15 protein-coding genes are annotated in these 22,373 nt (G+C 30.5%); 8 read left to right on the forward strand and 7 right to left on the reverse strand.

The annotated features are described in order from the left end of the window. Positions 1–20: 20 nt before the first annotated feature. The 4 genes from ABH961_RS07545 to ABH961_RS07560 all read right to left on the reverse strand — a co-directional run bounded on the left by ABH961_RS07545 (position 21) and on the right by ABH961_RS07560 (position 5,646). Entirely contained in the window at positions 21–1,148 is a 1,128-nt protein-coding gene (locus tag ABH961_RS07545) for a Ger(x)C family spore germination protein (RefSeq protein ID WP_098123808.1), read from the reverse strand. Further along, positions 1,145–2,248, reverse strand: a complete 1,104-nt coding sequence (locus tag ABH961_RS07550; RefSeq protein WP_098077077.1) for a GerAB/ArcD/ProY family transporter — start codon at positions 2,246–2,248, stop codon at positions 1,145–1,147. Before ABH961_RS07550 ends, ABH961_RS07545 begins: the two co-directional genes overlap by 4 nt. Then, positions 2,235–3,743, reverse strand: a complete 1,509-nt coding sequence (locus ABH961_RS07555; RefSeq protein WP_098077080.1) for a spore germination protein — start codon at positions 3,741–3,743, stop codon at positions 2,235–2,237. The genes ABH961_RS07550 and ABH961_RS07555 overlap by 14 nt, the downstream gene beginning before the upstream one ends. Positions 3,744–4,602: 859 nt before the next feature. After that, entirely contained in the window at positions 4,603–5,646 is a 1,044-nt protein-coding gene (locus tag ABH961_RS07560; RefSeq protein WP_404519161.1) for a Fic family protein, read from the reverse strand. A gap of 1,322 nt (positions 5,647–6,968) precedes the next feature. Between ABH961_RS07560 and ABH961_RS07565 the strand changes: the two genes are divergently transcribed. Further along, positions 6,969–8,345, forward strand: coding sequence for a lytic polysaccharide monooxygenase (locus ABH961_RS07565; protein ID WP_404519163.1), 1,377 nt, complete (start codon positions 6,969–6,971; stop codon positions 8,343–8,345). Positions 8,346–8,520: 175 nt separating this feature from the next. Here the strand turns inward: ABH961_RS07565 and ABH961_RS07570 are convergent, their stop codons facing one another. The 3 genes from ABH961_RS07570 to ABH961_RS07580 form a co-directional block, all read right to left on the reverse strand. Continuing rightward, positions 8,521–9,936, reverse strand: coding sequence for a phosphatidylinositol-specific phospholipase C (locus tag ABH961_RS07570; protein ID WP_098642368.1), 1,416 nt, complete (start codon positions 9,934–9,936; stop codon positions 8,521–8,523). Between the two features lie 408 nt (positions 9,937–10,344). Beyond that, complete coding sequence (locus ABH961_RS07575) at positions 10,345–10,914, reverse strand: methyltransferase (RefSeq protein WP_404519165.1); 570 nt, start codon at positions 10,912–10,914, stop codon at positions 10,345–10,347. A gap of 589 nt (positions 10,915–11,503) precedes the next feature. Continuing rightward, complete coding sequence (locus tag ABH961_RS07580) at positions 11,504–12,493, reverse strand: LacI family DNA-binding transcriptional regulator (protein WP_060488887.1); 990 nt, start codon at positions 12,491–12,493, stop codon at positions 11,504–11,506. Between the two features lie 98 nt (positions 12,494–12,591). Here ABH961_RS07580 and ABH961_RS07585 point away from each other — a divergent pair, with 98 nt between their 5' ends. The 7 genes from ABH961_RS07585 to ABH961_RS07615 all read left to right on the forward strand — a co-directional run bounded on the left by ABH961_RS07585 (position 12,592) and on the right by ABH961_RS07615 (position 21,871). Next, positions 12,592–13,917 (forward strand): DegT/DnrJ/EryC1/StrS aminotransferase family protein, encoded by a 1,326-nt coding sequence (locus ABH961_RS07585; protein WP_098642371.1) that lies wholly within the window; start codon positions 12,592–12,594, stop codon positions 13,915–13,917. Further along, a complete protein-coding gene (locus ABH961_RS07590) occupies positions 13,904–14,764 on the forward strand; it encodes an HAD-IIB family hydrolase (protein ID WP_098642372.1) in 861 nt (286 codons plus the stop codon). Before ABH961_RS07585 ends, ABH961_RS07590 begins: the two co-directional genes overlap by 14 nt. A 17-nt stretch (positions 14,765–14,781) precedes the next feature. Next, positions 14,782–15,831, forward strand: coding sequence for a Gfo/Idh/MocA family protein (locus ABH961_RS07595; RefSeq protein ID WP_060488893.1), 1,050 nt, complete (start codon positions 14,782–14,784; stop codon positions 15,829–15,831). A gap of 74 nt (positions 15,832–15,905) precedes the next feature. Continuing rightward, positions 15,906–17,108 (forward strand): MFS transporter, encoded by a 1,203-nt coding sequence (locus ABH961_RS07600; RefSeq protein ID WP_098067822.1) that lies wholly within the window; start codon positions 15,906–15,908, stop codon positions 17,106–17,108. A 907-nt stretch (positions 17,109–18,015) separates the two neighbouring features. Next, on the forward strand, positions 18,016–19,998 hold the full coding sequence (locus ABH961_RS07605) for a serine hydrolase domain-containing protein (protein WP_404519321.1): 1,983 nt from the start codon (positions 18,016–18,018) through the stop codon (positions 19,996–19,998). A 632-nt stretch (positions 19,999–20,630) separates the two neighbouring features. Continuing rightward, on the forward strand, positions 20,631–21,218 hold the full coding sequence (locus tag ABH961_RS07610; RefSeq protein ID WP_098077103.1) for a TetR/AcrR family transcriptional regulator: 588 nt from the start codon (positions 20,631–20,633) through the stop codon (positions 21,216–21,218). An 8-nt stretch (positions 21,219–21,226) separates the two neighbouring features. Continuing rightward, positions 21,227–21,871 carry an HXXEE domain-containing protein gene (locus ABH961_RS07615; RefSeq protein ID WP_098049438.1) on the forward strand — a complete coding sequence of 215 codons (645 nt, stop codon included), beginning with the start codon at positions 21,227–21,229 and terminating at the stop codon, positions 21,869–21,871. Positions 21,872–22,373 lie beyond the last annotated feature (502 nt).

A 22,373-nucleotide genomic window follows, 5' to 3' on the forward strand; every position in this document is an offset into this window, starting at 1 on the left:
AAATGCTATTAAATCTAAGACTAATTTCTAATGGTCCCAGTATCTTTTATTTTGACGTGTGTCTTTACATTTATTTTAGCCTTTGCTAACGCTTGCAACCAATCTCCTTTTACTTTTTTCCATTCTTTATATTGAAAAGCTCTAGCATATAGGGATAATCCGATTGGATCAATTTTATTCTGCTGTATTTGATTCAGCATATTTTGTAAATTATTATTAATTTCTTTTTGAATAGCACTTTTTAAATTATTTATATTTGTTTTATTATCATAGTGCCCCTTAATTAAATTCGCATTGGTTTTTTCTATTAAAGCTACATTAGCATATATATTGAAATTAAATATAAACTTTCCGTTTTGAAAATCAACATCTACTTTCCTTGTCGCGTTCTGTACGAAGATAGAGGTGTTTGTTTTTTTGTTGGACTTTTTAGGAGGAAGCGCAAGGTGTAGTATCATTCGGCCGTTACTTTTTGGCTTATTTATAAGATTGAAAAATTTAACATCTTTTTTAGGGATATGAGTTAAATATTTCCCTTTTCGATTTAAAAATGCAATTCCTACTGTGTCGATTTCATTCTTTGTTTTTTTGATAATTGGAACAGCTTGCGTCATTCCTTCTTCATTTTGTTCTCTCATTAATTGTTGAATTGTAGAAGAGACGGATTGGTTATTTTGAATTGAGGATTCGATTACACCATTTATATAAGATGAAAGTGATGGTTTACTAGGCTTATGAATTTTAAAAATTTCTTCTGTAGGTCCATCTACAAGTACTACTTTAGTATTAATGGTAGCGTAAGGATCACGGTATGACGAATCAAGCTCCTGCAACCAATTTGCTTCTTGCGCTAATTTTTTCCCAATTAAAATGATTTCAGCTTTGGAAGCTGTCATATAGCCCGTTAATTTCGTATCTATCTTACTGAATCCAGTATATACAGTTGATGCATGTGTCCAATGTTCTATAGTACTTTTTTGCTGTTTATGATGAAAGAGTGGTATGCTTGTTCCAACTTTTATGTCTCCATTAGGGGTTTTATCCAAGCCAATTAACAGGATTAATGAAACCTTCTCAAGAGGAATTCTCTGACTACAACCAATTATATATACACAACAAATTACAATCCATATCCATTTTCGAATCAAAGTTGCTTCCTCCTAATAATCCAAGTAAAAAGAATACTGTAAGAGAAAAATAAGATTGGTAATAGAATAAAGAAAACGACATTTAAGATATCCATAAGAGAATATATAAACAAATATTGATCTACATCGGGATTTAGGAAAATAAATATGCCAACTATAAATAACATAAAAGCAAGCAGCGCCCAATTGCGGGTGTTTTTTGGAAGTGAAATGGTCACAGATTCAAAACTGAAAAATAAATACGGATATATCGTAGTGGAAAATACAATTAAATAGTAAGCGATATATATAATTTCTAATCGTTCCATGAATGAAAAACGAACCCCTTTTAACAGATGAAATACTGGCCAGATTACGTCTTTTATCCCCTCCGGACTAAAGTATATATAAGAAAGAATAGTCACATATAGATAGAAAAACATAGTTCCAGTATTCGCAATTAGTAGTCCTTTTATGGCTTTTTGTTTTCTTTGTAAGAACGGGTATATATAATATGCAATTTCTAAGCCAGCATAAGGAGTAATGGTTTCTTTTGTTGCCTTTACAATAGGGTATAATCCATCTTTAAAAATAGGTAGTAGGTGTAAAGGGTTGTAGTTAGTCTGTAGTGAAAAAAGAAGAAATAGTGGCATCCAAGTAGTGAAGAAGAAAACAAGCATAGAATAACTAGTAAGAGCCCTTAACCCACTCAGGGCTAAAATAATAAAAGGTAATAGTAATAATATGGTGATTTGATAAGCAGGAGTGGAAGGGAATATCCACACTTTTACAATATCAGTTGCCTTTAATAAAGTATTAAAGCCAGCAAAAAATAGATAAAAGGCATATAAAAGAAAAAGAATTGTCCCTATCCATTTACCAAAATATCTTTTTAAGATTTGTGAGAAATTTTTGTTAGGATTTTTTTGTAACATTAATATAATAAATACGCCGATTATAGAAGTAACTATCCATCCAAGAATGATGGAAATCCAGCCATCTGTGCCAGCTGTAGTAGCAAGTGGACTTGGCATAATTAACATACCTGATGCTAGTTGCAGTGAATGAATGAAAATAATAAATTCGAATAAAGTTAGGTTTTGAAATTTAAGATTCCCCATGCGAACCACCTTCTTTTTTCTTTTTTTGTTTCGGCTGTCCTGTACTCGAGCGGGTGGTAATCATAGAAATAGGAAATCTTACAAAAGAATCTTTTAATTCTTTGAGCCGAAATGGCGCGATTGGCAATCCGTATGGTGAACCATAGGAAGTTAGTGAAACAAAATGAGCGAATAAGAGCATTAATCCACTAACAATACCTACAATCCCATAAAAGTATGCCAATAACATCATTGGAAAACGAATAAGGCGTATAGAACTTGATAAATCATAATTAGAAACAATAAATGATGCAATGGCTGTAATCGATACGATAATAACCATAACGTTACTCACAAGACCAGCTTGAACAGCAGCCTGTCCAATTACAATCCCTCCAACAATTCCTATAGTTTGTCCAATGGGTTGTGGTAAGCGAATACCAGCTTCACGTAGCATTTCTAGTGTGATTTCCATTATAAAAGCTTCCAATAAGGGAGAGAAAGGGACTTTGACTCTTGACGTTGCAATAGAAGTGTATAAATCTATAGGAATGATTTCAAAGTGAAAAGAGACTATAGCAATATAAAATGCCGGTAAAAAAATAGCTATAATAAATCCTGCAAATCGTAATAGGCGAAAAAAAGATGCAATGAGCCAATGAATATTATAATCATCTGGAGTTTGAAAAAATCCAATTAAATTCATTGGAACAATCATTGCACCAGGGGATCTATCCATTAACACTGCTACTTTCCCATCAAGTAAATGATTTGAAATGGCATCTGGGCGTTCGCTTAAATAAGCCTGTGGAAAAGGAGTCCAATTTTGATCTTTTGTATAATTAGATAGTTCTCCAATGCTCAATACCGCATCCGTTTTAATTTTACAGATTCTAGTTTCTATTTCTTGGACAACATCTGCGTTTGCTACATCACCTAAGTAAATTAAATAGACTAATGAAGTTGCTCGTTCTCCAATCGTCAGCTTTTTGATTTTTAACTCTGTAGAAGGAAGATATCGACGAATTAAGCCTATATTTTTTGTGGCATTCTCAATAAATCCATCATGTGAGCCTTTAATAGTAACTTCTGAAATTGGTTCTTGAATTGCTCTTTCTGCCCAGCCTTTTGTATTTATTAGAAGTGACCGCTTTTCTCCTTCCATAAATAGAACACATTGACCTTCAAGTAATCCTTCTTTAATTTCATTCCATGTATAAACTATTTTGGTATGAGTAGCAATAATATTAGAATTAAATATTTGGCTGTCCTCATTTACTTTTTGTAATAATGGTGTAACAACATTGCCTTTTAAAGCGACACCATCTGTAAGGCCTTCAAAATAATATAGTAAAATATTCGTGTTTGTTTTTAATTGCAAAGGATGTTCGATTAAATCTGCACTAATATCAAAGATATTATCTAATGTATTTTTAAGCTCTTCTAAGTTACTTGTTTGGATCTTTTCAATGTTTTTATCTGTTTTAGTTTCTAAGGTCTCTTCATTTAAGGACAAAATTGACACCTCTTTAATATATAACGATTAGTTGTATTTATTATTTTTATATGATGGAATTTTATTCATAAATTTAAACAAATTTGGTATGGAAATTAATAATTGAGAGTAAAAAAGTAGAGGAAATTTGTGTGGAAATCTAAGTATCAAGATAAAATTGAAATTTGAATGATTATAACAAAAAAGAACCCTTGTAAGGCTCTTTTTCATAGTTGGTAAATATGTTGTCAACAATAGAGGGAAATTAAGATAGTAATTTAGATGTCTTTAAGTTAATCAGCTGAATTTTGTAGGAAGAATACTTTTTTCATATTTTAATGATCGATTAAAAAGAAATTACATTTATTTGGGTGTTCTAGTGTATTTGAACTTTGCATGCTAACAATTTTTGTTTAGGGACAAAATGTTTTTTTCTAAATTGAAAGAAAAAATTAAAGTGCAAAATTCCTATTGTTTATTTTGGAAGGTATCAAATATTTCTTGGGCCTTATTTACTTGATGTTACCGTACGTTTATATGTTCCTAAGGGAAAGAAATACTTTCATTTTTATTACCCTCTATTGTTTGATTAAGATGGTAACATGAAATTAAAACGTTTACAACCAGAAAATAAAGAAAAAATATTAAAATACGACTTTTTTCGACAATCTTTCTGTGTTAATATCTAATATTTTTATAGGAAAAGGTGGAAGGAAACGTACCTTTTCCTATAAATTGTTGTGTAGGAATTAGAAATAACTAAAGTAGTAATAATAGCTTAAAATTAAAATGACATTCCATGAATTTGATCCCAAAATCATGGAAACAATTGATAACGTTATAATTGAATTTTTAAACTGTAAGAGTTATAAAAGTATGGTCAAACTTTAGTCCACTTTGCGTTTCTTCCTTTTGTAACTAGCTTAATATGCCCAAATAATTGCAAGGAATTTAAAGCCTTACTGATTGTACTCTCTGCAATGTCTGGATAAGTGCTACGAATACTCTCCTTAGTAAAGGGGTGTTTTTGTTTAAGTATAAAATCCTGAATTCTCTCAACTTTAGTATGTTTACATATAGAATCTAGAACTGTGTTATGAAGATCTTTGTAAGCCTCTAAAATAATTGTTAAAAACGTTTTTAACCAAAAGCTACTATTATGTTCCTCGCAGTACCAATTCACGGAAGATTTATAAATCGAATTGTAATAATCAGATTCATTTTTCTTAATATATTTATCCAAACATACATATTTTACAAATGTATGTCCACTCTTAATTAACAGTAATTGCATTAACATAAATGCTAGCCTGTTATTACCTTGATTGAAAGGGACAATGCAATAAAAATTTAATATAAAACGAGCTATTAATAAAAGCGAATGTAGTCCCTTACTAGCATTTAATGAGTTGTATTGATCACATAATTGCTCCATAAACTGCGGAATAAGTTCATGTGGAAGAATGCGGTAACTATTCAAGTGCATTCCATGCTCAGGAATACCTGGAATAATAAAAGGTTTTTCACGCCATTTGGCACTGTCAGAGGTAAGGTAATGTATTAGTTGAAAATGTAATTCCTGTATAGTTGCTGGATTAATTAATAAAGTACAGGAGTTTTTATGTACAAAAGAAAGTGTTTGATAATAACAAAAAATAGCATCTTCTGAAATATTTTGAGGTACTATATCATCTAAAATAAGCTCTTTTAATCTTTTATTAGGAACTTTTACATCTTCATAAATAGTTGTGAAATTTTTTATGTAATGTAGTGGTATAGTTTTTTCTAAATTATTAAATATGTCAGGGTTTTGTTCCTGATAAGCAGCTAATTTTCCTTTGAACTCGCTAATGTCACTTATTAAATTTATTAACCTCCTTTTTAATTCAATATTTTTATACTTATCATCAAAAAAGTCTCTCATTTTTGTTCCCCCTGTAACCCCTTAACACGTTGTTGCATGTATCTTTCCATTCTAAAGGTATTCCACGACATCATTGTAAAATAACGACATTTTTATTCTGATTTTGATCGTGTTTCAGAATCTATATTTTTATTTGGTATTTAAAATATAGAAATTATAAAGAAGAATCGTTAGGATTCAATTTTAATAGGCATAATCCTAACATCAAATGTACAAATGTACAATAAAAAAATAAAAAATATAAAACTATCGACTCTTTTGAAAGATAATAAATTAATTGTAGGTATAAATGTGTTTTAGTTTAAGAGTAAATATTGAAGTGGTAATAAAATTTTCATAGTTAAAAAAATAGAAAAGTGATTAATTTGTGACAGTTATGTGCCTAATCAATTCATTTGCAATGATGAGAATTCCACAATTAAATCCTAACGAGCCTAAATTTCTATATTTAGCCTAAAGATTAGGGGGCTATATTGATGAAATGTATCATTAAATATAGAAATATGTAACGTTTAACACTTGTATTGTAAAATATATTGACATAAGTTAATTTAAATACTAGGTACAGGAGCAGTTAATAACAATTCAGTAAAGTACCCTTTAAACGTTTCACCCTAAGAACGTTTATATTTATATAACGAGCACACTGAAGTTTTTTGTTTGTTCCTGTACCTTATTAGGTAAAAATGACATAATAAATTAATATAATGTTATGGGGGAATTGGATTGTCAATTCTCTTTTTCATATCTTACATTATCAATCTTTAGATGATTTGTTTAAAGTAAGGATTCACAGGGGGGAGAAGATGGCCATTCAAAAGGGCTATAAAGTTAAGTTAGTTTCAGGTATTTTATAGGAGAATATATCTAAGATTAAAGAATTTGTGCGCATTCACCATTTGAATATAAACAGATTATTTAATGTGTTTATTAAGGTTTAGAAAATATGTGTGAATTTTGCCTTGGAAATGACTTGTTTATATGCTGTATAGCAGAAATATGAAGTCTGGAAGAGACTGATATAATCAGTTTCTTCCAGACTTTTTTACTTTAAAATTGTATTTTTTCTGCATGAGGGTAAATATAATTCTTCAAATTAATATTTGAATTTTTTGTGAAATAAAGCAAGCTTTTTATTCCTCTATTAATACATAATGTTACAAAATAGAGTTATTGTATTTATTTTATTTTTATATGAGATTAAAAATAATAATAAATGTACCAATGTTTGAATGATAATAGTATATTTACTAGTAATTTGTTCGTTTATCTTTATATTGCTATTATATTAGCGATAACAATAATATATTGGGGGGACAAGAATGAATTTGAAATTTACTTCTAAATTTGAAAGATTAATAAAAAGTAAAAAAGGAATTGGTGCTTGTGTTTTAGCTGCAGGGGTGACGGCGATTACAATGATTCCTCAAAGTGCGTATGCACATGGATTTGTTGAAAAGCCAACCAGTCGTGCTGCTTTATGTAGTCAGAATTATGGAGCATTAAATTTAAATTGTGGAAATATAATGTACGAACCTCAAAGTTTAGAAGCGCCTAAAGGATTTCCAGATGGTGGACCGATTGATGGGAAAATCGCTTCGGCAGGAGGACTGTTTGGAGGAAATCTTGACCAACAAACATCAAATCGCTGGTTCAAAAATACGATTAAGGGTGGAGCAAATACATTTACATGGAAATATACAGCTGCACATCTTACAAGTAAATGGCATTACTACATTACAAAAAAGGGATGGGATCCTAATAAACCATTAACACGTGCTGAATTAGAGCCAATTGGAACTGTGAAACATGACGGTTCTGCCGCATCAAATAATTTAACACATACAATTAATGTACCAACTGATCGAAATGGTTATCATGTTATTTTAGCTGTATGGGATGTAGCAGATACGTCAAATGCGTTTTATAATGTAATTGATGTAAATCTAGTAAATAATGAAACTCCCGATACAGTAGCTCCAAGTCAACCAACTGGATTAAATGCGTCTAAAGTTGTTGCCAATAGTGTTGCACTAACATGGAAGGCCTCTACGGATAATATAGGTGTAAAAGAATATCAAGTGTTACGCAATGGAGAAGTAATTGATACGATACCAGGTACAACATTTATTGATAAAAAACTAAAAGCAAATACTGAATATACCTATACAATAAAGGCATTAGACTCTGCTGGGAACGTATCAAAAGAAAGTGAAGAGCTAAAAGTTAAGACAACAAATGAAGTCCCAGATATAGAAGCTCCGACTCAACCGAAAGGATTACATAGTATGAGTACAACAGCAACAACTGTTGACTTGATGTGGAGTCCGTCTGAAGATAATGTAGGTGTAGACCATTATATTGTATATAGGGAAAGCGCTGGAGTTATGAGTAAAATTGGGACAACAGATAATACATCCTTTATGGATAAAGAATTAAAGGCTAATACATCGTATAAATATGTAGTGACGGCGGTTGATTTAGCTAGAAATGAATCTAGTAGAAGTGATATTTTGAATGTAACAACAAAGTCAGAGGATTCCACATATGAAAAATGGGATGCGAGAAAAGCGTATACTAAAGGTGATAGAGTACTACATGAGGGAAAAGTGTATGAAGCAGTTCAAGATTATCAAGGCAAAGGTGACACAAATTGGATTTTTGCCCTATCGCTTTGGAAGCCAATTTTAAATAAATGATAAGTAGGAAAATGTAGCTAACATTTTTGCTTTTTTCTTTGAAAGTAAAGGGTCGTTCCATATATAAATCCCTTAATGGTTTAAATGATATACTAATACATTTAATCTTCATCTAATATTTATGAAATGAAATCAAAAAAGAATCCCAGTGGAATACCATTGGGATTCTTTTTTTCTAATTTGTAATAGCGTATATTTTCACAGTGAATTTGTTAGTCGTACCAATTGGACTTGCGATATAATATTTAGTATTTGTGTAAGCTTCAGTCCTAGATCCATGTGAGATATTTTTCCAACGAATAGAATCGGTACCTAGGGAAACATCAATCATTACATTGAAAGAGATAGTAGAAGGATGATCTTTTTCTGAAGGTTCAATAACCCATTTTAATTCTTTGGTACCTACAGGTAAACTATCAATTTTAAAGTTCTGACTGGATCGATTTTTTTGTCCGGATAAAGGACTAGATTCAGATGATATTTGTGAAATTAATATTTCTTTTTCATTTGAATGTATACCATTTAATTTAATGATACTATCAATTAAACCTGGACCGGGAAAATCAGCTGCGATGATACCAGAATGTTTAATTGCGCCTTGTTGTAAGAGTTCGGTCCCAAGTGTATTCATCCCCCCATAGTATACTTGTCCGTTTCTATCGCGAGGGAAATCACTCCACGCACTAGTGGAATTCGCTTGAATCAATTTAGGACTACTGTCAGTATTTCTGCTCTCTTTTCCGCTTGCAACAAACCAAGGATATACATTATTTAAAAATGCGGCTGCGCCTCCCGTACCACTAAAATGGTTGAGATAAATTTTTCCATTATTAAAGTTAGTATTTGTATTTTGTAGATGGTTTTTTATCGCAATCCATTTTGTATATATTTCGTCTGGTCCGCTTCCAATTTCAAATTTATCTTGTATATTCAAACCTTCGTAATCAATCCCGTACAATTGAGAGGATGTAAAGTTTTGTAAGATTACAATTTGCCCGCGGGTATCTCCTAAAGTAGGGTTATTTCTATCTGAAGTTGGTACGGAATTAGGATCCCAAAAATATGAAGCATTAACGTTTTTATATTTTAAAAATATCTCCTCAAATGATAGAGATCCACTTTCAGGAGTAGTTTCTTCTTTTAAGCGCATTAATATTGTTTCTGTTGGATGATCTTTTAAAAATTGAATGGTCTCTTTTAATACATCTTCAAACACAGCTTTTTGATTTACAACGCCATGATACATTGCAAAAGAATCTTTTACACGTTTAACACGCATATCTACATATCGAATTCCGGAATTTAATTGTTGGGATAGACTCATAGTTTGATTTCTTGTCAAATTTTCATCAAGAAAACTTGCTCCATGTAAAGCCATTGTACCATGAGTTCCTGGAATAGATAGTTCACTTAATTTTGTTGAATCTGCTACTTCTGACATCCATGATGGATTTTGATAACCTATATTGGATTCATAGGAATAACCTGGATTACTATCAGCTAAAATAGTAGATGGTGTACCTAAATTTGCTAGTGTAAAACAAGTGAGGATGCTAACTTTAAAGAAATTTTTCATTTTTATTTTGTTCATTTTATCTCTCCTAACCTTTAAACAATAGCTATAATAAGATGGTTTTTTACTATATTTATTGTTTTCTATTCCTAATGTAATGAATTTTTGTAATTAAAAAAGGGGTAGTGAGCTAACTTGAGATATTATTAGTTTACTGCAATAAATTATATCTAATAGCCAAACGGACTCTTAAAGAATTGAAGCAAAGATAGATAAAAAACAAGCTTGTTGCTGTATTGCATACAAACAAAACAGAAGCCTTAAAAAGACTTCTATTTTGTGACATATTATGAATGATAAGGTGGTTAACAAACTAAGATAATGTGAGTGAGCGGTAAAAATCTATTTATAGCTGTTTCAGAATTACTTATAACAAGGCTATTTAGGAAAAGTGGTCCCTACAATGCTAATAAAAATTAAAACATTCTACTCATTAAAACTTAGACTAACTACAGTTGCGATAGATTGGGCTGCATGTTCCCAGCTTCCATCTATAACTTTACCAATCTGCTGACCAAGTGTATTTAAATCATTTGGATTAACTGGAATTCCATTATACGCAGCAAGAATTGATAAAAGTGGAGCAGCAAATGGTGTCCAACCACCTCTATCAATATTAAATACAGGCTTATCTACTACCTTTCGATCTTGCACAGTAAACTCATAATAAAATTGATCATCTGGACGGAAACTTAAATGATGAGAAATTTGTCCCTTAACATATTTTTTTCCTGCACCTAAATTTACTACTTCTATTTCTTTTACGTTAAATTCATGCTCAAATACTTTTATTTTTTTGACTTCTGGACCATTTAAGGCAGCATTAACAGCTGTTTCTAAATTATTTTGTGCTAATGGTTGAATACTCATTTGAGCCTCTTTTTGTTGGATAGGAGCCTCTTTTTCTGCAGCAAACACTGATGTAGTTGGTAGTGCACCTGTAGCTAATGTAGCTGCAAGTGCTGTTGTCATCATGATTTTTCTTTTTATCTTCATAGTTTTTCTTCCTCTCTTAAAGTTTTGATATATAATCTTTTAAAAACTGACATTGTGCAATATTTTATTTAATAATGCACAAAAAACTGGTTTAAGAATTATGTGGAATTATGTCAGAGAATTAAATTTAATTATATATGTATTTAAGATGATATCTATCTACACATGTTTTTTCAATTTTTAGATAAATGTAATAGTAATGACTTCTTAAGAGTCAATTTAGTACCTTGTTTATCTATAGAAATCCTATAAACAAACTAATTTCATAGTGAATGTAATATATTTGATATTAAATGTTTTACATAATGCTATAAAATTTCACAATTTTTAATCATTATATATATCTAAAAAAGGTAACGGTATATGAGTGATATGTAATGCTTGTAATAGGTGTGAATTATGTGATGCCACCTATTGTAACAGCTAATATGTAAGTTCTTATCTTTCTTAAAAACATTATCTATCTAGCTTCGTGAAAAGCATTTTGATGGATTATTTTAATTTGATATAAAAAGAGGACGCATTATTATTTACGTCCTCTTTTTATTTTTATTTATTAGATAAGTTTAAGCAGAAACTTTTGTTTTAATTATGTCGATTCACGGATAATTAAGTTTGTAGGATATTCAATAATTTTACGTTTAATAGATTCATCTGTATTTATATATAGTAGAATCTCGTTAACGGTACGTTTACTCAGTTCAACAATTGGAATATCAATGGTACTAATTGTTGGAGTTGTAACTGTACAAATTAATTGATTATCATAACCACAAACAGCTAAGTCAGTTGGAATAGAATATCCTTTTATAGTAGCTCCTTTAATGACTCCAGCAGCAACTTGATCATTTCCAGTAAATAATGCAGTAGGTCTATCTTTTAATTTATCTAATTTCTCAAAAATTCTAAATCCATCTTTAATAGTAATTGCATCTCCAAACAGCCAATTTTTATTGAATGGTAATTGCTTTTCTTTTAAGGCATGCAAATATCCTTGTTGGCGTTTTAATTGTGCTTGACTATTAAGAGAATCAAAACAAAAGCCAATTTTTTTATGATCTTTGTTTATTAAATGTTTAACAGCTTTGTATCCAGCTTCAAATTCATCGTAACAAATTATTGGAATAGGTGCATTTTCCTCATACTCATTACAAAGTAATATGGGCCCATATGCTAAATAATGCTCTATATTTTCCCAACTATTTTCTAGGGATGCGAGAATTACACCATCTACAGCTTTATTCTTTAGTAATGAAAGTAATTCTAGTTCTATTTTTTTCTCATAAAAAGTCTGATAAATTAGCAATTTGTAATTGTGTTTTAATAATTCTTTAGAAATTTCTCTAGCTAATTTTCCGAAAAAAGGATGATCTATATTTGGAATTGATAGAGCAATGGTTTGTGTCTTATTTATCCTAAGATTCCTAGCAATAGAACTAGGAGTATAGTTGAATTCTTGCATTACTTTTATTATTTTCTCACGTTTTTCTGAATTTACATAAGGATGATTATTTAGAACCCTTGAAACCGTAGCATTTGATACATTACATAATTTAGCTATTTCATTAATTGTTACCATAGAGAAACCCTCCGTAAAAAATATGTTGACATGTAATCGATAACATAAAATATAGTCTACTCATGATTTTCAAAATAATTTCTTAGAGGTGATTTAACATGAAAACTCTTACTACAATTTCTGGACATAGTAAAGACAATTTAGCTTTATTAAAGTGCCTACAGGGGGAAACAAAAGAAAAAGAATTTGAAATTAGTAATATATTACCGAATCACAAGATGAAAGAGAAATTATTTAGAGAAAACAAATTGAAAATAGATATTGATATAGAAAAAGATATTTTCAATTATAGCAGAAAAAATATACAGAAAATAGAATTTATGCCAGTTAATCGGTTGATTTCTCAAGATGAGGTTGAAAAAATTATAGGGGTTTTAAAAGATGTTTTACCGACAGGTCAATTCACAAGTGGACCATTTTCAAAAAAACTAGAAGAAGTAATCGGTAGTTATTTGAATAAAAAGTTTGTAATTGCAACAAGTAGTGGTACAGATGCTCTTATGGTGTCATTGTTATCTATCGGTATCCAGCCGGGGGATGAAGTAATTATGCCAGCTAATAGTTTTGCTGCTACTGAAAATGCCGTGTTAGCAGTCGGAGCAAAACCTATATTTGTAGATATAGATCAGCAGAGTTATTGTATTGATCCATCTAAAATAGAAGAAGCTATAACCAAAAAAACTAAATGCATTTTACCTGTACATTTGTATGGTAAACAATGTGAAATGAAAAAAATTCGTGAAATTGCGGATCTATATCAATTAACAGTTATTGAAGATGCATGTCAAGCTATTGGTTCTTCAAATCTTGGAGAATATGGAGATATAATTGTCCTTAGTTTTAATCCATATAAGAATTTTGGTGTATGTGGTAAGGCAGGTGCAATAGTTACTAATAATGAAACTCTTGCAATTCGTTGCAATCAATATAGTTATCATGGATTTGAGATTGATAAAAAAAATAAAAAGGTATTAGACTTTGGATTCAATTCTAAAATTGATAATTTGCAAGCAGCTATTGGTTTGGAAAGAATTAAGTACTTATCATATAACAATTTAAAAAGAGCATATTTAGCTCAACGATATATACGTGATTTAAAGGAATTAGAGGATAGAGAATTAATTAAGCTACCTATGATGACAGAAGATAATGTCTGGCACCTTTTTCCGATTAGAGTTGAAAATGGAAGAAGAGACGAGTTGAAAAATAAATTGTACCAAATGTATAACATTGAAACAGATATTTATTATCCGGTATTATCTCATAAACAAAATACTAAGTGGACAAAGGAAAATAATTTGCAAAACAATATATTAAATACAGAGCAAGTTCATAAAGGAATATTACATTTACCTTTACACCCAAATATGATGTTAGAAGAGCAAAATTTCGTTTTGGAGGGATTATTCAATGTCAATAAGTAATGAAGTTTTAAAGTCTTTAAATTTTGAAAGACTACCACAGGTTAAAAATCCTAAATATGTAGTGTTCTGTGATTTTGATGAAACTTATTATCCTCATAACATGGATGATTCTAAAAGAAGCAATATGAAAGTGTTAGAAAAGTATTTGTATGAACAGGGAAGTAAAGGGGATTTAGTAATTGGTTGGGTAACGGGAAGTAGTTTAGAATCAATTGTTGAAAAAATGAAAAAGGGTGGTATTCAGTATTTCCCTCATTTTGTGGCGAGTGGGTTAGGTACAGAAATAACGTACTTTGATAGTAATGGGACTACTATAGATGATCAAATTTGGGAGGAGAGAATTATAGGGGGTGGTTTTGATTCTTCAAAGATTGAAAGAATTCTTAAATTGCTAGAATCAAAATATGAAATTTTTTTAAGACCTCAGACACAATTAGGAAGTTCTAAGTACAAATTTAATTTTTATTATGAAGAGCAAAATGAATTTATTGATGCAAAGAATTTAGAAAAGATAGAAGAAATCGGAGAAATATTCCAAGTGGGAGTTAATATTAACAAATGTAATCCACTAGCTGGTGATCCAGAAAATTGCTATGATGTAGATTTTATTCCACTTGGAACAGGTAAAGATGAGATAGTGAAGTTTATTTTAGACAAGTACGAACTAGATAAAACAAATGCTATTGCTTTTGGAGATAGTGGGAATGATTTAAGAATGCTACAAGCTGTAAGACATGGTTATTTAGTAGAAAATGCAACAGAAGAAGCCAAACACACACACTCAATGTTAGCTGAAGGTGAATACTCGATTGGAATTTTAAATACTCTAAAGCACATTATTAATTAAAAGGGGATGTTCATATAATGAATATTGGAATTATAGGTGCAGGAAGTATTGCAAGAGCTCATTCTAGAGCATTATCAACTGTTGATAGTTGTAAATTAGTTGGAGTATATGATGTTAATAATGAGAATGCCCAAAAGTTGGTAGGGAATTTTGGTGGGAAGGTTTTTAATAGCTATGAAGAGTTACTTGAAGTAGTTGATGGGGTAATAATATCTTCACCGAATTTTTGTCATAGATCTCAAGCGGTTCAAGCGTTATTAAAAAACAAACATGTGTTATGTGAAAAGCCAATGGCAATTTCTTGTGAAGAAGCAAAATACATGATGACAATAGCAAAAAATACTAATTTAGTCGCTTCAATGGGGTTTAACTATCGCCACCTATCTTATGTTAAGGCTTTAAAACAATTAATTCAAAATGAAGAATTAGGGGAAATAGTAGTGGTAAGATTGCATTTTAAAAAGAATAGCGCTTTTAGGAGAACTTCGTTTACTTGGCGAGATGATTTTCAAAGTAATAGAACTAGCGGGGCCTTGGGAGATTTAGGAATTCATCTAATAGATTTATTATGGTTTTTATTTGAGAGTGATTTTAGAGAGGATACTGTTCGAACTAAAATTAAAACAAATGTTAAGGAAAAAGAAAGTAAACCAGTTTTTGTTGATGACTATGCTGAGGTTTATGGCCAATTGAAAAATAAGGTTTTTGTTAATATTACAACATCTAAAAGTTCATTTCTTGACGATTGTGGTTTTAGTATAGAGGTAATAGGTACGAAGAAAGAATATAAGTATTCTTCTAAAGAGCCAAATAAATATATACTCTTTGATGGATTGGAAAAACATGAAATCCCGTTACCATTACCTTTACTAGTCGATCCAGAAAACGAGATTTTTGAATGGTCTGATTCTTTTAGAAGTGAAATTATAGAATGGGCTAAGGCTGCGGAAGGTGGGCCAAATAAGTCTGTAGCAACATTTGAAGATGGATTTCGTTCACAAGTAATATTGGATATGTTTTTTGATAAAAGCAGTAGTAATAAAGAACGATCTGTAGCAACTATTTAGTTTTATGGTAAAAACAGGGGTTTAAAACTTTTACTTAAATCCCTGTTTTTATTTTGGATTGGAGTTGAGAAAAGGTGCGGTTAATATTTTATTATGGTTGCTTGTTTTATTTTATTGTAGGAATAATACATGTTTGCATAGGTAGTTTAATTCCTTCATTAATACAATATTATGGAAGAACCCCTGATCAATTAGGTGTTTTAATATTTTTTCAATTTACGGGTTTTTTATTTGGTGTTCTAAGTTCACCCATACTAGTAAGAAAGTATCATTACTTTAAAACAATAACATTAGGTGTTTTAGTAATGTCCATCGTCCTAGGAGGTTTTATATATATTAAAGAATGGGCATATTTAGCCGTTATTTGCTTTGTATTAGGCTATGGAGCAGGTTTGTTAGAAACTACGGTGGGTTCCTTTATTATTTCAGCAGAAAGGAATAGTGCTGCTAAATTTAGTATTCTCGAAGTATGGTTTGGGGTTGGGGCGCTAGGGTTTCCGTTACTAGTTAATTATATTACAAAATTTTATGAATGGTATTTTATTCTTTATGGGATATTACTATTCTTTATTTTTACACTATTTGTTTGGTACATGCTTGGACGTACAAAATTTCTAAATTTTTCTCCTCAAAAAAATGAAAAGGGAGGAGCATCCCTTTCCTCATTCACTCTTAAATTTAAAAGTGAAAAGATTAAAGTTATAGTATTTATTTCACTTTTTGCATTCTTATATGCAGGCATAGAAACCAATCTTGCAAATTTTTTATCTACAATAATGATTCTTACCAATAATGAATTAATCAGTTCAGTAAGTATATCTTGTTTTTGGCTAGCCATAGTTATAGGAAGAATACTTGTAGGTAAGTTTGCTCATAAATTTAATTATTGGACATACATTACATCTAGTTGCTTTACATTAGTGATTCTATTATTTCTATTCCCCTTTGTTCAAGGTACAGGTATGTATTTGTTTATCATCTTCATTATTGGTTTAGTTATAGCGGGTGTTTTTCCAATAACATTAATCTTAGCTTCCCGTATTATGGAAAATAATATTGATGAAGTGACTAGTTTATTTATTGCATCGGCCAGTTTAGGGGGGGCACTAGTATCTTTTCTAATTAGCTGGAGTCTGTCCTTAAATACTATAAAGGTTACTTTTGGGATATTTTCACTTTTCGCATTTAGTTTAGGTTGTATTATTTTAAAAATGAGAAAAATTTCCACTTACAGTAATGAAAGTGCCAAAAAAGTAGAAAATATGAAAAATTTATAGAAAAATTTTTATAATGTGAAAAAGATAATTATATTTGGGATTTCCAAAAAGATTGATAAAGTTAAAAATTCTGTATTTGGAGTTTTTTTTAAATATTGTAATGTGTAATATATAAAACAGAGATACTTCAACAATAAAAATGATTTGCACCAGTGACCAGTTCTCAGTTGATTGAATGTTATGACATGAAAAGGTTACCTTGTTGTATATACAATAAGGTAGTAAAAACATATTTTCATAAGTATTAAAAAGTTATTTTAATTAGCATTTAAGATTAATCTAAGAGGGGTTTGTTATCGAATGGAGATAAAGATAAGTAAAAAGGATTAGGTTGATATCTCTAAAAAATTAAGTCTTTTTTAGCTGAACAGTATTCACTGGAATTGGGTGAATACATAAGCTATGAGTTACTTGAATTCATAATAAAGGAATTAAATCCACATTATAATCAAGTTACTAAGGATAGGTTAGAAATGTTGTTAAAGAATATAGAGAAAGATATATACAGTTAATAGATTTTAAATGACAATTGAAAACCTAAGATATCATTTTAGATCTCTTAGTACCCAGTAAGAATAAAATAAGTAATGCGTTACAAAATACCCATCCAATTTTATTGATAATAAAGGATGGGTGTTTTCTCTAAGTAGGATGTTATGAAAACCTGCCGATAAAAGTCTATATTAAAGGCGGTCCCGCTTTTTTGTATGCTATAGCACACTCTACAACTAAGACCTAATGATATATATATACTAATTCAAAAGCGGAACGGTTAATAAATGACAGAATAGAAAAAATTAGAAAAAATACCTATATAATGGTAGAATATGGTTGGTGAACTTATAGATGAATAATCAATAAATCTAGTTTTAAAGGGGGAAATAATTTGGGGAATAGGAACAAAAGAATGAAAATTTATTTTCAAAGGTTAGTAGCTGTAAGTGTTTGTTTTTTGTTAGTTTTTCTGGGGAGCAATTATTCAAAAGCCGAAACTGTTGCACCTATAACATTAAATCCTAAAGATGTAGAAGCATTCACCAATAAAGTAATTCCAGAGAAAATGAAAAAAGAAAATGCAGCTGGTGTAGCTCTTGTCGTTGTAAAGGATAATCAAATTTTATTTCAAAAGGGATTCGGATTTTCCGATAAAGAAAAGAATACTCCTATCGATCCTAAAAAAACAGTTTTTCGATTAGCGTCAATATCAAAAGTTTTTACTGCTAGTGCTGTCATGCAGTTAGTTGAACAAGGAAAAATTGATTTAAATAAAGATATAGTAAATTATATGGGGGGATTAAAGTACCAAAATAACATGGGTGAACCAGTTACAATGGAGCATTTACTTACCCATACAACAGGGTTTGATTACGTAGATCCAAGACCAGAGGATATCCATTATCAAGATAATGATTATACAATGCTTAAAGACTATGTAGAAGAAAATATGCCCACAGTAGTGAGAATGCCAGGAGATACATATACATATGATAATTTCGCTTCTATGCTTCAAGGGTATATTGTTCAAAATTTGACAAATACACCTTTTTACAAATATATGGCCAAAAATATTTTTTACCCTCTAGAAATGCATAATAGTAGTTTTGTTATGACTAATTTTATTAAAGAAAAGCTTGCAACAGGCTATGATGCTAAAGGCAATGCCATCCCATTTTATCAAACAAGACCAACAGACATGCCACAAGGCAGTATGTTTTCTACAGGAAGTGATGTAGCCAATTTCATGATTGCTCAATTGAATAATGGTAAATTTAAAAATAACCAATTACTACAAAAAGAAACCGCAGAAGATATGCAAAAAACAAAATTTGCTTTACATCCCAAATACCCTAATATGACATACGGATTTGAGTTCTTTTCACCACAAAGCCATAATGGGCAATATGTTTTTGGTAAAGGTGGAAATATATCAGGCTTTTCATCTTTAATGTGGTTAATTCCAGAGCATAAAATTGGAGTTTTTGTTGTTACAAATAAAGATAGTTCAGCACTTCCTGTTGAAGTATTTGATGATTTTATGAATAACTATTTCCCAGATAAAACAAAGCCTGAATATTTAAACCCTAATGAAGAAGAATTAAAGAAATTTGAAGGTGTTTACCGAGATTTGAGATTAAAAAACCTAATGTCACATGTAAACATAAGTGAAGGAAAGTTATATGTAAGTGATAAAGTATATGGTAAACAGGAGCTAAAACAAATAGACCCTTTACTATTTGAGGATGAAAAAGGAAATTATATGGCATTTAAACTTCACAAAGATGGTACTGTGAAAGAAATGATACATTGGAACTCTGGCAGCTCAGCGGTGAAGTTAAGTGAGCCCGAGAGATTTAAAGACGTAGATGAAAATCATCCGTATGCTAAGTTTATAAATCCTTTACATCAATACGAGGTATTACAAGCAAATAGGGAGGGGAATTTCACTCCAGAATCTTCTCTTACACGAGCAGAATTTGCATATTGGTTATCTCAAATTGCTTACTTTACGCCACCTTCAAAAAAAGAACCAGTGTTTTCTGATGTGAAAAATCATCCGTATGCACCACATATTCAAAAGTTATATGAGATTGGTATTTTATATGAAAAAGAAGGGGAACAATTCCATCCAGACCGTGCAATTACTAGACAAGAAGCAGCATGGATTACCTGGCAGTATTTAAAAATGTTAGGAGCGCCATCTGCAGATGCAACATTAAAGGGAGAAACTGATGATTGGGCAATAGAATCCGTGAAAAACATTGTAGGTCATCGTTTAGTAGGTCCTGAGGTTATATATAATGAAGATGGATCAGCAGATTATCTATCAAAACAAAGTATGAAACGACAAGAGGCAGCTGCATTGTTATTTTACGTTTTGTTATCTAGTTAATTTGTTTTGAGGTAAATTTTACAAAAAGAGAAAATCAAGAGAGCTTGAAATAATTCACAGAAAGAGAATAGTCTTAGAGCAATTGTTTATCGTAATAAACAGAGGGTGGATGAGTGATCACCATACCCAAAATCTTAAGTAGAGCTGTTATTAGAAGGATTTCTTAAGTGTTTTGTAATGTAAGTAGCTCCTTTCAGGGGGCTTTTTTTATTTTATTATCAATAATTTCATGTACCGTAATTATTAATAACAAAATAAAAATCTATACTAAGGGGATTTAGTCCAAGATAGGTCAAACCAGGTCACAGTAATACATTAGTTACCAACTAATATGATGGATAAAAAAATTGTCTTCATCTTTTTTCTTTTTGAAGGAAAATAATATTAGTTGATACGATTGTTTACACAACAGTTTATTTATTAATATTACCTACTGCTCACATTATTGAGGGGCTGGAAAACAACAAAGACGTTCTCAAATGTATGTATAAACTTTAATAACAAAGATAAAAAAATAGGTCATTGGAAATGTCGAAAGAATTAAGTTGTTATTAAAAATTGAAGGTGATACCATAAAATTAAACATTGTTTAAAACATTGTTTAATTGATGGATTTTAGAGGAGGAGATAAGTTGAGTGGAAATGAAAACATATCTACGAAAGAAAAGATTTTAAATACAACATTGGAGTTAATTAAAGACAAAGGCTTCGAAAGCGTAACAATAAGAAAAATTGCGGCATTGTCAGATACAAATATTGCGCTTGTAAATTACCATTTCGGCTCAAAAGAAAAGTTGATTAATGAGACGATTAAAGTCTTATTAATTAGCTTTCAAGGCGCTTTTTCTATTTTAGATGATATTAATGTGCCAGCAAAAGAAAGATTAAAAATATTTTTACTTGATTATGTACTTGTAATTCAGCAATACCCTGAGTTAGTTAGGAAAATTATTGCAATGGGAACTACGGTATTTACATCTCAATACGAATATGGAGATTTTTTGAAGAGGATTGGTTTTAGTAAAGTGAAGGATATTTTGAGTGAAATAACAAATGAAACGGATCAGGAAATTTTAATGATGTTGACAGTGCAAATATTCGGATCCATTTTTCTTCCAGCATTAATGATGCCAATTCTTGAATCAGGGGCAGACATAAGAATACTGCCTGTAGAAAAACAAATTGATTTCCTATTTGAACGCTATTTTTATAAAAATTGAGATAGTGGGTGATTGAGATGATTAGTTTTTTTAGAAAGCATTGGTGTGATGTAGGATTAGTTATGGCAATTGTTGTCGTAGGTTGTTTAGTCGCAAATTTTGAAGAAATGAGTGAAATAAAAGTACTGTTAGCATTAAGTTTTGTAGCCATTTTAGTGCATCAATTTGAAGAGTATCGTTGGCCGGGTTATTTCGCTGGTCTGTTTAATGTAGTTATATTTAAAAGTGATATACCAGATCGCTATCCATTAAACACGCAATCTGCTATGGTAATAAATATTTTGATTGCGTATGTTTTTTATTTACTTCCGGTTTTCTTTCCAAATATTATATGGCTTGGGTTGGCACCTATTTTAATGGGATTTTTTCAATTCATATGGCATGGTATTTTTGCGAATATAAAGGCTAAAACAATATACAACCCAGGATTAGGTGCGGTTGTATTACTACATGTTCCGATTGGTTATGCATATATGAGATATGTTCTTTTACACAATCTAGCTACAAATTTGGATTGGATATTAGGACTAATCTATTTTCTAGTAGCTACCTATTTTTTAATTATTAAAGGAAATATGTTACTGAAAAGTAAGGAGACAATTCATTACTTTTCTAAAAAGCAATTAGGTCCGTATAATGATGCATTAAAGTGATTCAGAAGGAATTTTGGATGCTTAAGAGAATACAAGTGAGTTACAAAAGAAAGGTGCGTAGGCGCCTTTCTTTTGTTTGAAGGAGATTTTTGTATTTTGGGGTAGCGTCTCATGCCCATCAACCTAAGAAATTCATTGTTCCTCAAAACGAATAAAATGACCTGAATTCTCATAAATAATGGTTGTAGTTATATAAAATTTTTGTTTTAGGGATACCTCAAAGTGTTAGCTTAATAAGAATAATCCTTAGCCTCCTTTAGATGAAAAAGGGGCTTTTTTACATATGAAATCACATGGGTCTTTAAAGATAGCTTTGAGCGTAGAGAGAAACTGAAATAAAAGTAAGATCGGGTAAAGACTAGTATTGAAAAATATAAAAGATGGAAGTAGCATAGGGGATTTACGCATAAAGTAATATCGATGGTAAAATTAACAAAATTTTCATTTGATTCAGATAAATATGTGGTGCTTTTAACTTATAATAATGTTAATACAATGAAAA

Source organism: Bacillus sp. RC251, assembly GCF_044908765.1.
Taxonomy (GTDB): Bacteria; Bacillota; Bacilli; order Bacillales; family Bacillaceae_G; genus Bacillus_A; species Bacillus_A wiedmannii.

Bases quoted from the DNA above. Each gene is read 5' to 3' on its own strand.
- ABH961_RS07570 (WP_098642368.1), bottom strand. From the start codon at position 9,936: ATGAACAAAATAAAAATGAAAAATTTCTTTAAAGTTAGCATCCTCACT.
- ABH961_RS07605 (WP_404519321.1), top strand. From the start codon at position 18,016: ATGAAAATTTATTTTCAAAGGTTAGTAGCTGTAAGTGTTTGTTTTTTG.
- ABH961_RS07560 (WP_404519161.1), bottom strand. From the start codon at position 5,646: ATGAGAGACTTTTTTGATGATAAGTATAAAAATATTGAATTAAAAAGG.
- ABH961_RS07580 (WP_060488887.1), bottom strand. From the start codon at position 12,493: ATGGTAACAATTAATGAAATAGCTAAATTATGTAATGTATCAAATGCT.
- ABH961_RS07595 (WP_060488893.1), top strand. From the start codon at position 14,782: ATGAATATTGGAATTATAGGTGCAGGAAGTATTGCAAGAGCTCATTCT.
- ABH961_RS07550 (WP_098077077.1), bottom strand. From the start codon at position 2,248: ATGGGGAATCTTAAATTTCAAAACCTAACTTTATTCGAATTTATTATT.
- ABH961_RS07590 (WP_098642372.1), top strand. From the start codon at position 13,904: ATGTCAATAAGTAATGAAGTTTTAAAGTCTTTAAATTTTGAAAGACTA.
- ABH961_RS07585 (WP_098642371.1), top strand. From the start codon at position 12,592: ATGAAAACTCTTACTACAATTTCTGGACATAGTAAAGACAATTTAGCT.
- ABH961_RS07575 (WP_404519165.1), bottom strand. From the start codon at position 10,914: ATGAAGATAAAAAGAAAAATCATGATGACAACAGCACTTGCAGCTACA.
- ABH961_RS07565 (WP_404519163.1), top strand. From the start codon at position 6,969: ATGAATTTGAAATTTACTTCTAAATTTGAAAGATTAATAAAAAGTAAA.